Here is a 13935-nt window from a genome sequence, read left to right as displayed (position 1 = left end):
ACTCTAATTTCTACACATTAGATAATCAACATGGCATCGCCATAGCTGAAGAATCTGTATCCTTCTTTTTGAGCTACTTTATAAGCATTCATTATTTTATCATAACCAGCAAAAGCGGCTGCTTGCATTAACAAAGTAGATTCTGGCAAATGGAAGTTTGTAATCAAAGAGTTACAGATTTTGAATTCATATTCAGGGAAAATGAATTTGTCAGTCCAAGCTTCGTTGGCTTTTAAACGGCCACCAGCAGAAACAGACGATTCCAAAGCACGCATTGAAGTTGTTCCAACTGAACATACTCTTTTCTTATTGTCTAAGGCCTTGTTTACAGCATCGGCAGTAGGTTGAAGAATAGCGTAGTTTTCAGAATCCATTTTGTGCTTTGTTAGGTCTTCAACATCAACCTGACGGAAAGTACCTAAACCAATATGGAGTGTTATTGAAGCAATGTCAACACCTTTAATCTCTAAGCGTTTCATTACTTGTTTTGTAAAATGCAAGCCTGCTACTGGGGCGGCTACGGCACCTATGTTCTTCGCATAAATGGTTTGAAAACGCTCTCTATCTTCTGGCTCGGTTTCTCTCGTAATTGTACGCGGAAGTGGGGTTTCGCCTAAAGTGTCGATAGTTTTGTAAAATTCTTCGTCAGTTCCATCAAAAAGAAAACGGATCGTTCTACCTCTTGAAGTTGTGTTGTCGATTACTTCGGCCACCAATTCGCCTTCTCCAAAATAGAGTTTATTACCTACTCTAATTTTTCTAGCGGGGTCTACAAGAACATCCCAAAGGTGCATTTCTGGGTTGAGTTCTCTTAACAAGAAAACCTCGATTTTAGCGCCTGTCTTTTCCTTCTGGCCATAAAGACGAGCAGGGAAAACTTTGGTATCGTTGTTCACCAGCACATCGCCTTCTTCAAAATAGTCTACAATATCCTTGAACATCTTGTGCTCGATCTCTCCGGTATCGCGATGCAAAACCATTAATTTTGACTCGTCTCTGTTTTCGGTAGGATACTTTGCAATCTTATCTTCAGAAAGCTCGAATTTAAATGCTGATAACTTCATTCTTTATTTACTAGCGTTAATTGCGTTTTTTCAAATAGCTGGCAAAGATAATAATAAATGACTGAGTGTCATAGACGAGGGGAGTATATAATTGTCGAATCGTCAATAGCTTTTGATAATCTCATTTTAGAGATAAAAGGTCTGGCCATTCAGGCGGACAAAAACCCGATCAAGAACAAGAATGATCTTTTTAACCAAAATGCATTGATAGCTGTTTACTTTTTTCGATTCTTTGCGTTTGTAAAGAAACTACAGAAGTCACTAATTTAAAATACGCAACACGTGGGAATGTTTTTAAAGCTACTTGGAGAAAGCATTAGGTTTGCTTGGCAAGTACTGTCAACCAACTTACTTAGAACGATGCTCTCCTTATTGGGGGTAACTATTGGTATCATGCTGATTATAGCGGTGTTTACGGTAGTGGATTCCTTAGAGAAAAACATTAAGGATAGTTTTTCCTTTTTGGGCTCTAATGTAGTGACTGTTGATAAAATGAATTTTGTACAGCGCGATCCCAATGTTCCTTTTTATATCTATTTCAGAAGGCCTTCAAATACTTATGATGAGTTCGAATTCTTAAAGTCGAACTTAAAGAATGCCAGTAATGTCGCTTTTTTTGGTATTCGAAGCAGTACCATGAAGTATAAAAGCAGTAGCATTAATAGTATTAACATCTATGGAGTAAGTAATGAGTACAAGGATGTATATGAGGTTGATATCCTTAATGGGCGCTATTTTACTACACAAGAGATTGAAGGAGGTCGAAATGTGGCCATTATTGGTGATGAGGTAGCCAATTCTTTATTCCCGTTCGAATCTCCAATTGGCAAAAGTATTACGAGCCGAGGTCAGAAATTAGTAGTGATTGGTGTATTGGCTAAAGAAGGTAAAAGCCTTTTGGGAACGCCAAGTAGTGATGAAAGAATCTATATTCCCTATAAAATGTTCACCAAGATGTTTTACGTGGGAAGGTTTGGTGTGAGTCCTTCGATTGCGGCTAAAGGTTATGTTGAAGATATTGGCTTGGTAGAACTTCAGAATGAAATGGAGGGAATGCTAAGAAAAGTAAGAGGACTAAAGCCAAAAGAAGAATCAAACTTTGCTCTGAACCGACCTGAAGCCATTGCAGATGCCATCGGACAAGTATTTGATATTGTTGGCTATGCAGGTTGGATTATCGGTGGTTTTTCAATTCTAGTAGGAGGTTTTGGTATTATGAACATTATGTTTGTTTCGGTACAGGAGCGGACCAAAATCATCGGAATTCAAAAATCATTGGGTGCAAAAAACTACTTTATCCTTTTTCAGTTTCTGTTCGAGGCCATTTTCCTATGCCTTATTGGAGGAGCAACGGGAGTTCTGATTGTGTATTTTCTTACATTCATTCCAGCGGGCGGACTTGAAATTTCGCTTAGTATGAAAAACATATTACTTGGTGTTGTGGTGTCATCAGTGATTGGTGTGGTGTCTGGAATAGTGCCATCTGCTAAGGCGGCTCGATTAGATCCAGTGGAAGCCATGAGGGCGGGTTAATTACCCTAAACTATAAGACATAAAAAAGGCCGAATTGCATAATGCAATTCGGCCTTTTTACTTTTTTCTAGTCGTTATTTTTTTTCTGGTTTTTCATCAGCTACATCTTCACCATTAATTCTGGCTTTGATTTTTCTTTCCAGCTCGTCCATTAATTCTGGATTATCCTCTATTAAGGATTTAACAGAATCACGACCCTGTCCAAGCTTTTCTCCATTGTAGGAGAACCAAGAGCCTGCCTTTTTCACAATCTCCATTTCAACACCAATATCGATTATTTCACCAGCCTTAGAAATTCCTTGGCCATACATGATATCGAACTCAACTACTTTGAACGGAGGTGCTACTTTGTTCTTCACTACCTTAACCCTGGTTCTGTTACCTAGAATATTGTCGGCACTTTCTTTAATCTGCCCAATTCTTCTAATATCAAGTCGCACAGAAGCGTAGAATTTTAGTGCGTTACCACCAGTAGTCGTTTCTGGGTTTCCGAACATTACACCAATTTTCTCTCTCAATTGGTTAATGAAAATACAGCAACAACCTGTTTTGTTGATTGCTCCTGTTAATTTTCTCAAAGCTTGAGACATCAACCTGGCTTGTAGCCCCATTTTGCTATCACCCATTTCTCCTTCTAGCTCCGCCTTAGGGACCAAGGCAGCCACGGAGTCAATAACAATAATATCTATGGCCCCAGAACGAATAAGGTGCTCAGCGATCTCTAAGGCCTGCTCACCGTTGTCTGGTTGAGATATGAGTAAGTTTTCAGTGTCAATACCTAGTTTTTCAGCGTAACCTTTGTCAAATGCATGTTCTGCATCAATAAAAGCCGCAAGACCTCCCTTTTTTTGTGCTTCTGCAATACAATGCATAGAAAGGGTGGTTTTACCAGAAGATTCTGGTCCATATATTTCAACGACTCTTCCGCGAGGGATTCCGCCAATTCCTAAGGCGATATCTAATCCCAAAGAACCGGTTGAGATAGAAGGCAAATCAACCACCTTATCATCGCTTAGTTTCATTACAGCACCCTTGCCGTATGATTTTTCGAGTTTATCTATGGTTAATTGTAATGCTTTTAATTTTTCAGACTTATCACTCATTATTGATTGGGTATTTTGTTCAGAATAGTTTGTGAAGATAGTGGGAATGGTTTCAATTCACAACTCAACTTTTCAATAAATAAGGCTTATTTTCGTGTGAATATTTGGTATGAAGAAGTGGTTAAAAAGGATTGGTTTAGGTGTGATCGCATTGATCATCATCTTTTGTGTATGGAACTTTCAGTTGATCAGATATGGCTTATTTCAACTGAGAGGGCAATTACATGTAGTGAATAATACTATTCCGCTTGATGAGTACATCGCCAATCCATCTACTCCAGATTCACTTCGGCAAAAGGCACTTTTAGTAGATCAAATCAGATCTTTTGCTTTCGATTCGCTGGCAATTAATTACTCTGATAATTACACCGAAATATTTGATCAGCAAGGCAAAGCATCCATGTATGTAGTGACGGCCTGCGATCCCTACAGTTTCACGCCTAAAACCTGGAAGTTCCCAATTGTAGGCAATTTCCCTTATAAAGGATTTTTCGATCGACAAAAGGCGGTGGACTTGGCCAATGAAATTAAAGCGAAAGATAGTTTAGATGTAGGGCTAAGAACTGCTGGGGGCTGGTCTACCTTGGGATGGTTCAAAGACCCTATTCTTTCCAATATGCTAAATCGCTCTGAAGGAGATTTGGCAAGTTTACTTATCCATGAGCTTACACACGGCACCTTATTCGTGAAAGACTCGGTTACCTTCAATGAAAATTTAGCTTCGTTTATTGGCGACAGGGGAGCTATTATGTACCTCAGTTCAAAATATGGAGAAGGTGCTCCAGAGGTACTTCAATATCAAAGTGAAATTGTAGACGAAGAACTCTTCAAGGCATATATTCTGGAGGCCGCTAAATCGTTGGATTCACTTTACACTTCCATGAAAGATTTGCCAATAGTGGAGAAAAAGGAATTGAAGAAAAATAAAATTGATCAGATCAGAACAAACTTTGGTAGGCTTGGTTTTAAGTCAGAAGTGTACAAAGGTTTTTTTGAGACTTATGTACCTAATAACACGTTTTTTATGTCCTATTTGAGGTATAATTCGCAGCAACAAGTGTTGAGAGACGAATTAAATTTAAAGTATCAAGGTGATTTAAAACGTTACCTTGAGTACCTTAAATCAAAGTATCCTTCACTATAATCTAAGTTTTTGGTATGGCGTTTGTCAATGGGAGTATAAAAAATGGAATGAAGCACTTACTCCTAATACTTTTTCTTTCTATATTTTCTTTACAATTGACCGCCCAAGGCTATCCGTTGGCCAAAGAAAGACCCTTTAATTCGGGTGAAGAAATTGAGCTAAAAGCAACCGTTGGTTTTATAAAAGCCGCAGAAGCTCAGTTGAAGATTAGCGACATTATCTATACCATGAAAGGAAGGCCTACTTTCAAAATAGATGTCTTTGCAAACACATCAGGACTTTTTGATTTCTTTTCGCCAGTGAGAGATAACTGGGGTACTTATTTTGATACAACCCGTAATGTGCCTCATCAATTCTATCGCTTTATTTCTGAAGGTCGATTCCGCAAAAATGAAATCCTTTATTTCGATCAGACCGATAAGAGAGTGACTGTTGCCAAACTTGAGAAAGAGAACAGGCAGCTCAAAGAAAAAATTGAGCATGATATGACCACCAATGAAATGCAGGACATGGTGAGTGGATACTATTATTTACGGATGATTGATTTTGATAAAATTAAGGTAGGTGAGATCATCACCATCAACACCTTTTTTGATGACAAAGAAAAGCCCTTTAGTATCAAATTCATGGGTAGGGAAGTAGTGAAAACTAAACTGGGAAAGGTGAATGCTTTGATTCTAGTTCCGATTATGAAAAAAGACGGTCTTTTTGAAGAAGATAACACGTTAAAGGTGTGGTTGTCGGACGACCTCAATAAAATTCCTTTAAAGTTTCAAGCAAAAATATTTGTCGGCTATTTAGAAGTTGACGTCAAGAGTGTAAAGAACTTGCGACATCCTTTATCGATTGTTCAGTAAAACTTGTTTTTTTTAAGATTGGGCACTTAATTTTTAGATATATTTGCTCATATCGAACTGAGGTAAATACTAATTTTTTGAATTATGGGTGCTAAGCAAAACCACCGAGTACTAGTGGTAGACGATGATCCGGATATCCTTGAGCTATTAAAATACAACCTTGTAAAAGAGGGCTACGAAGTGAAAGTAGCCGAAGACGGTAAAAAGGGAGTACAAATCGCAAAGACATTTCAACCGGAATTGGTTTTGTTAGACATTATGATGCCCCATCAAGATGGAGTAGAAACTTGTCGACAAATCAGGGAACTCCCTGAGATGGTGAATGCCCATATTACTTTCCTAACCGCTAGGGCTGAAGAGTATTCTGAGGTTGCTGCATTTGATGCTGGAGCTGATGATTACATCACCAAACCAATTAAGCCCCGCGCTTTAATGAGTCGTATTAGCGCTCATTTCAGAAAGGAAAAAAAGGGAAAATCTACACCAAAAGTAACTGTTGGAGATCTTACCATTGACAAGACAAGCTACACAGTGACCATACTAGACAACCAATTCACGCTTCCTAAAAAGGAGTTTGAATTACTTTATTTCCTTGCTCAAAACCCGAACAAAGTTTTCAGTCGTGACGACTTATTGCAGAACATCTGGGGAACCGATGTGTATGTGTTGGCCAGAACTGTGGATGTTCACATCCGTAAGGTGCGTGAGAAAATAGGAGATGGATACATCACCACAGTCAAAGGAGTTGGCTATAAGTTTGAATCTAATTAATAATGCTTTTTAATTCCAAGGCAGTTGCATTGCTTTTGGCCTTTGTTGTAGGCCTTATTACCACAGCTTTTCTGTCTTTGGTTTCGGAAATACCAGTTCAGGCACTCATTGTTGGGGGCCTGATTTCGTTTGCGGCTACCTATATTTTCACCTACGTTACCTTCGAATTTCTGGTATTTAAGGAAATCAGTAAGATTTATGAAGTACTGAATAAAATCCGTAGGAAGAACTTCTCATTTATTGAAGAGGAAGAAGAGCGAAAGCATCTTAACCCGTTAAAAAGGATCAATCAGGAAATTTTCACCTACGCTATGGGTAGGCAAAGAGAGATTGAAGAACTTAAAAAAGTGGAGACTTTCCGAAGAGAGTTTTTGGCGGATGTAAGCCATGAATTAAAGACCCCCGTATTTGCAGCACAGGGTTTCGTGCATACCCTATTGGATGGCGCAATTGATGACAGTAAAGTAAGAATCAAGTTTTTAAAAAGAGCAGCTAGAAGCTTAGACAGCCTAGATGCTTTGATTCATGATTTGCTCACCCTTTCTCAGATAGAATTAGGTGAAACCAAAATGCACTTTGAGCATTTCAATATTGTTGAAATGGCCGGTGAAGTATTGGATCAGTTTGAGAATAAGGTAGAAAGGAAGGGGCTGTATATTGGTTTCGATCAGGAATATAACCACCCAATTTTCGTGTATGCCGATTCCGAAAAAATTTACCGTGTGCTTACAAACTTGGTGTCCAATGCCAATAAATATACGGATGAGGGCGAGATAATCCTTGGGTTTAGCGTTTCGTCAGGCCATGTAAATGTGTCTGTGAGAGATACGGGAATGGGCATTCCCCCAGAAGATTTGACTAGGGTTTTTGAGCGCTTTTTTAGGGTTGAGAAAAGTCGATCTAAAGGAAGGAAAGGAGGGACGGGTCTAGGCTTGGCCATTGTAAAACACATCATGGAAGCCCATAATTCTAAAGTATCGGTGATAAGTACCTTCGGTAAGGGGTCTACGTTCAGTTTTAAATTACCTTTGTCGAAAGAAGAAGACTTAGATCCGATAGATGAGGACGATTTTGAATCTGAGGATTAAGCCCATTACCCAGACTTTAGCCATTCATGAAAATTAAATTTGAAGATTTAATCTGCTACGAAAACGATCATTTTTTGGTGATTAACAAGCCAGCACACATGGCTTCTCTTGATGATCGAAATGACCCTAGGAATGTTCAAAAACTTGCCAAGGAGTATTCAGAGCACCTTTCGGTTTGTCATAGATTAGATAAAGATACTTCTGGCTGTCTACTCTTGGCTAAAGGCCCAGAAGCCTATCGCCATGCTTCTATTCAGTTTGAGAAAAGGAACATTAACAAAGTTTACCATGCTTTTGTAGATGGGCTTACTGAGTTTAGAGAAGAACGAGTAGCACTGTCCATTTTACCTTTGGATAAGGGTATTGTGGTGATTAATAAAGAAAAGGGAAAAGAAGCTGAGACTTATTTCACTACGCTTGAGAATTTCAAGGCAAATTCACTCATTGAGTGTAGGCCTATTACTGGAAGAATGCACCAAATTAGAATTCACTTGGCTACTTTAAAGGCGCCAATTATTAATGATGAAATGTACGGTGGGAAACCATTATTTCTTTCTCAGCTCAAGAAAAAATTCAATTTGAAAAGAGAAGAGGAAGAAAGACCCGTAATCCAACGTTTTGCACTCCACGCTTACGCGCTCTCTTTCAATAATTTTTCTGAACAAATTACTGTAAAAGCAGATTATCCTAAGGATATGCAGGTGTTATACAAACACCTTAAGAAATACAGGTAACAGATTATTATGAAGTCAGGTTTTTTTGCTTTCCTTATTTTAGGTTTAAGTTTCTCTATTCAACTCCTCGGACAAACACAAACAACACTCCAAGGCTATGTTTATTCGGCCAAAGATCAACAACCATTGATTGGTGCCACTGTGAGTTTGGCTGAAACTAGTTTGGGTGCCGTTACGGATGCGAATGGCTTCTTTAAAATTGATAAGGTGCCCACGCAAACCTATAAAGTAGAAGCGAGGTTTGTGGGTTTCAAACCTCAGGTTAAATTCAATGTGATTGTCCGCTCTGCGGGTAATGCCGAACTGATCTTTGAGCTAGAAGAGGTTCAAGATGAGTTAGGAGAAGTAGTAGTGACAGCCAGTCCTTTCCCTTCCAGAATAGAAAACCCAAACTCCATTCAGAATTTATCCAGAGAAGAAATTGCTACTTATCCTGGTGGAAATAATGATATAGCCAAAGTAGTCCAGTCTTTGCCTGGTGTTTCTGGTTCAGTAGGCTTTAGAAACGACATTATTATTAGGGGAGGTGCCCCAAGCGAAAACGTATATTATTTAGATGGCGTTGAGATTCCTAACATCAACCATTTTGCTACACAAGGGAGTGCTGGTGGCCCGGTGGGTTTGCTCAATGTGTCGTTTATTGAAGATGTAACGCTCAGCACAAGCTCATTTTCTGCTAAGTACGACAATGCGCTTTCTGGGGTATTACAATTTAATCAGCGCAATGGAAACTCACGTAATAGGAACGTCAATTTCAGATTGGGTGCTAGCGAAGCTGCATTAACTTTTGAAGGGCCATTGGTTTTACCAAAGGAAGACGAACAAGCAAAAACTACTTTTATTATTTCTGCGAGAAGATCATACCTGCAATTCCTTTTTAAATTAATTGACCTTCCGTTTTTACCAGATTACTGGGATTATCAGTATAAAGTAGATCACAAGATTGACGATAAGAATGAGATCTCGTTGATCGGTGTAGGCTCTATTGACGATTTCAGTGTGAACATTCCTGATGACATTACACAAGAACAACAGGCTACTTTAGATCAAATTGCCATTATCAAACAGTGGACTTCAACTTTGGGCTTTAGCTGGAAGCGCAAGATGAATAATGGTTTTTTAAGAACAACCCTCAGCGCAAATGTGTTAAATAACGAGTTTGTGAGGTATGAAGATAATATTGCCGAAACAGGTTTACTGTTCAGTAATAACTCCAGAGAAACAGAGCAAAAATTAAGGGTTGAAGCTACCAAGTTCTTAGGTGATTGGTTATTGTCATATGGCTTGAATCTGCAAAAGTCGGCTTATGAAAACACGACTTTTGACAACGACAATGGGCTTAGCTTTAATTCTGAAATAGACTTTTTTAAGTATGGGCTTTTTGTGCAGGCTGCAAAAGCATTTTTTAACAATAAGCTGGAAGCATCTTTTGGAATTAGGAATGATGCTGATTCATTTACCGATAATGGCTTTAATGACATCGCACACCTGTCGCCACGTCTTTCCTTGGCTTATCGTTTATCTGAAAAATTCACACTTAACGCTGCCACTGGTCGCTATTTTAAAATACCTCCTTATACCATTTTGGGCTTCCAAAATAATGCTGGTGAATTTGTAAACCAAGGTGCCGATTACATTCGGACGGATCATTATGTATTGGGTTTAGAGTATCTGCCTAGGCTATCTACCCGGTTCACTATTGAAGGGTTCTATAAGCGCTATGCAAACTACCCCGTATCCATCAGAGACGGAGTTTCTTTGGCTAATTTGGGTGGAGATTTCGAAGTATTTGGTAGCGAAAATATTTCCAGTATCGGGAAAGGTCGTGCCTATGGAGCGGAGCTTTTATATCAGCAAAAGCTGAACAAACGATTCTACGGGATATTGGCTTATACGCTATTTTGGAGCGAATATACCGACTTGAATGATACAGGCTACCGCCCAGCATTATGGGATAATCGTCACTTACTGACCTTTACAGGTGGTTATAAACTGAATAGTAGCTGGGAGCTGGGAGTCAGAAACCGTTTTTTGGGTAAAGCTCCTTTTGTGCCTGTGAATATTGAGGCTACTGAAGATTCATACCCTACGATCATTAACGATTATGATAGACTTGGAGACGAGCGTTTAAGGGCTTACAACTCTTTGGATGTTAGGATAGACAAGAAATGGAATTACAGCAAATGGTCTTTGAACTTGTTTGTTGAAGTAACCAATCTTTTGGGTAGTAGATTACCCCGATCTCCTCAGTATGGCCTTGACTTGGATGATAATGGTGAAGTGATTATGCCAAGAAATTTGATTGAAATCCCAGATACCAATAATGGTTCTACGATTCCCACTTTTGGTGTGGTGATTGATTTCTAGCCTACTTTAATCCAACAATGTAGATTTCAAACTTGGGGTTGGTGAGGTCTACCTTTTTTCTTCTTACGAGTTTCATGGTATATCCTGTGACTACAAGAATACCTGCTGTAGTTGTTGTGCTGCGGTCGAGTGAGAATTTTTGGCCATCTACAACGGTGTGATTGAACAAGTCAATAGCCATTAGTCCAATCCCTAAAGTTGGCAAAAGGGTTTCAGATGCCCTCAGAAATTGTGATCGGTTAGATTCAGCACCTCTTACATCAATCTCTGTAATTTGGCTTGTATGAAGAATGTTATTTTCTAAAACCAAAGTGCTGTCCGCAAATTCAGTGATTCGGTCACTAAAGTAAACCTCTTGGCCTTTTTGCCTGTACACAATTTTAGAGCCTACAAAGTACTCATACTTACGCATTGATCCTTTCTTTCTCACGACCAAATAGGTTTGAGAAAAGACTACCTCAGATACAAATAAAAGGCAGATTACAAGGAATGGCCATTTTGCTTTCATAAGGTTGCAATTAAAGAAAAAAACTGGTTAAGGGATGTTAAATTAAACCTTTAGGGTCCAATTAAATTTATCTTCTACCTTACCTGTTTTAATTCTATCCAGTTCGAAAAGTACTTTATTCGAAAATTCTCTTTCTGCGATTGGTCCCAAATCATATACTTCATCTTCGAAACCAATCCGAGCAATATGAGCAATAGTAGCGGCAGTGCCGACTCCAAAAGCTTCCTGAAGCGTGCCGTTTTTAGCCGCTTCGACGATCTCCTTTACAGGCACCTTACGTTCTTCTACCTTCATGCCCCATTCGCGTGCTAAAGTCAATACACTGTCTCTAGTGATTCCTTTTAGAATGGTTCCACTAGCCGGAGCAGTGATTATGGTATTGCCGATAATGAACATGACATTCATTGTACCCGATTCTTCAATGTACTGGTGCGTTTCTGCGTCTGTCCAAATCAATTGGTCAAAACCTTGGGCTTTGGCCATTTTTGCTGGGTAAAGGCTGGCAGCGTAGTTTCCACCTGCTTTAGCAAAACCAGTTCCGCCTTGGAAAGCTCTTGAAAACTTAGTTTCAATTTTCACATTGACGGGCGCAGAGTAATAGGCGCCAACAGGACAAGTGATAATCATAAACTTGAAGGTATCAGATGGTCTAATTCCGATGTATTCGTCCGTTGCAAAAATGAAAGGGCGAATGTACAAAGAAGTGCCAGGTACTGAAGGCACCCATTGGCTGTCAAGTTTAATTAGGGTTGTTAATGCTTCCATGAAAAGCTCTTCTGGCAATTCAGGAATACACATTCTTTCAGCAGAAATGTTTAATCTTTTGGCATTGGCCTCTGGCCTAAAAAGTAATACTTCACCATCGTCATTTTTGTAAGCTTTCATACCTTCAAATACCGTGATGGCATAATGCAAAGTATTATTTGCTGGACTTACAGAAATGTTTTGATAAGGTACAATTCGGAAATTTTTCCATTCTCCATCCCTATAATCCGCTTCAAACATATGGTCAGAATAAATCTTCGCAAATGGGATATTGTGAACGTCAAGTGTACCAATACTGGATTGATCTACCTTGTTTATCGAAATATCAATTGTGTCTGTCATGTACTAACGGGTTAATGGGGAATGAATTCAAATTTACGAAACTTCAAGGTTTGATCAAATAGGTCTAAACCGTGAAATGTTCTAATTACGAGCATGTGTAATTAGTTATACAAAATATTATTCCGTATAAATTCTTAGAACAGAATATAATATCGTAAAATTTCTTTGTGTATAAAAAGAAAGGTGTTTTTATCGAGTTTCTCGAAATGCGAGTTTAAACCTTGAAATAAGTAAATACTTACTTATTATTTTCTAGGTTCCCACTTTACCTCTTCAATGCCAAGCTCTTGCGCCATTTTCCTTCCTAACATAAAAAAGAAATCTGAAAGCCGATTGAGGTACTGAATCACTAAAGCATCCACTGGCGATTCGTCATTTAGGGCAATACAAATACGTTCGGCCCTGCGGCAAACACATCGGGAGACATGGGCGAATGAAACTGATGGATGACCGCCTGGCAGAATGAAATTCTTTAATGGCTCAAGGTGTTTTTCCATCTCGTCCATTTCTTTTTCAAGTAATTCAATGTCTGAAGGAAGAAGGTCGGGCTTCACCACTTTGTCTTTTCCTGGTTCTGTTGCCAGTTCGGCCCCAAGGGTGAAAAGTCTGTCTTGAATTTCCTTTAGTAAATCCAATCTCTTTTCATTCACGGGTTGATCACGAAGAACTCCTAAGAAGGAGTTAAGTTCGTCTACTGTTCCGTAAGCTTCAATTCGGAGATGTGCCTTAGAAACACGAGCACCACCCAATAATGAGGTGGTGCCTGAATCTCCTGTTTTTGTATATATCTTCACAATAATTAGTGTGCTGCCGCTGCTTCAGCTGCTGCTCTTTCAGCTGCCTCTTTGATTGGATTGCCTCTAGTAGGCGTTTCGTTCACTGTGTCAGTTTCTATCAAACCATCTCTCATTCTAACAATTCTGTGAGAGTACTGAGCAATATCATCTTCGTGCGTTACCATGATAATGGTGTTGCCTGAGTCGTGTAGTTTGGCAAACAGGTCCATAATATCATAAGAAGTTTTGGAATCAAGGTTACCAGTTGGCTCATCGGCCAATAAGATTGAAGGGTTGTTTACCAATGCTCTTGCAATTGCAACTCTTTGACGTTGACCACCTGAAAGTTCATTAGGCCTGTGATGTGCTCTATCCTTCAATCCAACACCGTCTAAAGCTGCTAAAGCTTTTTCTTCTCTTTCAGATTTGCTATAACCAGCATATATCAAAGGAAGTGCAACGTTCTCTAATGAACTTGCACGGGGTAAAAGGTTAAATGTTTGGAAAACGAAGCCAATTTCTTTGTTTCGAACTTCGGCCAATTCATTCTCGGTCATGTCACTCACATCCATTCCGTTTAGAACATAGCGTCCACCAGAAGGTGTATCAAGACAGCCGATCATGTTCATCAAGGTAGATTTACCAGAACCAGACGGCCCCATGAAAGAAACATACTCTCCTTGTTTAATTTCAATAGTTACCGATTTCAGGGCGCGAATAGTTTCGCTTCCCATTTGATAAATTCTAGAAATATCTGTTGTACTGATTACTGTTTTCATATTCGTATGACGGATGTATGTTCAATAAAGTTTAAATCAAGACTAAAAAAATAATCAAAAGTTTAATCCCAACTCAATAATTAATAGGAATCAACAAACAAAAC

At 39.1% G+C, this 13935-nt stretch carries 13 protein-coding genes; 7 read left to right on the top strand and 6 right to left on the bottom strand.

The features are described 5' to 3' along the window. Window positions 1-17: 17 nt before the first annotated feature. Window positions 18-1064, bottom strand: a complete 1047-nt coding sequence (gene queA / locus VOI17_RS12255; RefSeq protein WP_323757514.1) for a tRNA preQ1(34) S-adenosylmethionine ribosyltransferase-isomerase QueA — start codon at window positions 1062-1064, stop codon at window positions 18-20. A 288-nt stretch (window positions 1065-1352) separates the two neighbouring features. Here queA and VOI17_RS12250 point away from each other — a divergent pair, with 288 nt between their 5' ends. After that, entirely contained in the window at window positions 1353-2597 is a 1245-nt protein-coding gene (locus VOI17_RS12250; RefSeq protein ID WP_323757593.1) for an ABC transporter permease, read from the top strand. 74 nt (window positions 2598-2671) lie between these two features. Here VOI17_RS12250 and recA read toward each other — a convergent pair whose 3' ends face one another. Further along, a complete protein-coding gene (recA, locus tag VOI17_RS12245; protein WP_323757513.1) occupies window positions 2672-3700 on the bottom strand; it encodes a recombinase RecA in 1029 nt (342 codons plus the stop codon). 109 nt (window positions 3701-3809) lie between these two features. Between recA and VOI17_RS12240 the strand changes: the two genes are divergently transcribed. From VOI17_RS12240 to VOI17_RS12215, 6 genes are all read left to right on the top strand, one after another. Then, window positions 3810-4844, top strand: a complete 1035-nt coding sequence (locus VOI17_RS12240) for an aminopeptidase (RefSeq protein WP_323757512.1) — start codon at window positions 3810-3812, stop codon at window positions 4842-4844. Between the two features lie 47 nt (window positions 4845-4891). Beyond that, window positions 4892-5701 (top strand): DUF3108 domain-containing protein, encoded by an 810-nt coding sequence (locus VOI17_RS12235; protein WP_323757511.1) that lies wholly within the window; start codon window positions 4892-4894, stop codon window positions 5699-5701. Between the two features lie 84 nt (window positions 5702-5785). After that, complete coding sequence (locus tag VOI17_RS12230) at window positions 5786-6472, top strand: response regulator transcription factor (RefSeq protein ID WP_323757510.1); 687 nt, start codon at window positions 5786-5788, stop codon at window positions 6470-6472. Between the two features lie 2 nt (window positions 6473-6474). Continuing rightward, window positions 6475-7560, top strand: a complete 1086-nt coding sequence (locus VOI17_RS12225; RefSeq protein ID WP_323757509.1) for a HAMP domain-containing sensor histidine kinase — start codon at window positions 6475-6477, stop codon at window positions 7558-7560. A gap of 26 nt (window positions 7561-7586) precedes the next feature. Continuing rightward, entirely contained in the window at window positions 7587-8294 is a 708-nt protein-coding gene (locus VOI17_RS12220; protein WP_323757508.1) for an RluA family pseudouridine synthase, read from the top strand. 9 nt (window positions 8295-8303) lie between these two features. Continuing rightward, a complete protein-coding gene (locus tag VOI17_RS12215) occupies window positions 8304-10661 on the top strand; it encodes a TonB-dependent receptor (protein ID WP_323757507.1) in 2358 nt (785 codons plus the stop codon). Window position 10662: 1 nt separating this feature from the next. On the opposite strand, the gene VOI17_RS12210 is transcribed toward VOI17_RS12215, so the two are convergent. The 4 genes from VOI17_RS12210 to VOI17_RS12195 form a co-directional block, all read right to left on the bottom strand. Further along, window positions 10663-11091 (bottom strand): hypothetical protein, encoded by a 429-nt coding sequence (locus tag VOI17_RS12210; protein WP_323757506.1) that lies wholly within the window; start codon window positions 11089-11091, stop codon window positions 10663-10665. 120 nt (window positions 11092-11211) lie between these two features. Next, a complete protein-coding gene (locus VOI17_RS12205; RefSeq protein WP_323757505.1) occupies window positions 11212-12276 on the bottom strand; it encodes a branched-chain amino acid aminotransferase in 1065 nt (354 codons plus the stop codon). Window positions 12277-12521: 245 nt separating this feature from the next. Next, entirely contained in the window at window positions 12522-13070 is a 549-nt protein-coding gene (locus VOI17_RS12200; RefSeq protein WP_323757504.1) for a cob(I)yrinic acid a,c-diamide adenosyltransferase, read from the bottom strand. 5 nt (window positions 13071-13075) lie between these two features. Next, window positions 13076-13831, bottom strand: coding sequence for an ABC transporter ATP-binding protein (locus VOI17_RS12195; protein WP_323757503.1), 756 nt, complete (start codon window positions 13829-13831; stop codon window positions 13076-13078). Window positions 13832-13935: the final 104 nt, after the last annotated feature.

Source organism: Roseivirga sp. (genome assembly GCF_034669765.1).
In the GTDB taxonomy this organism is placed as follows: Bacteria; Bacteroidota; Bacteroidia; order Cytophagales; family Cyclobacteriaceae; genus Roseivirga.
This window is presented reverse-complemented; position numbering and strand designations above follow the sequence as displayed.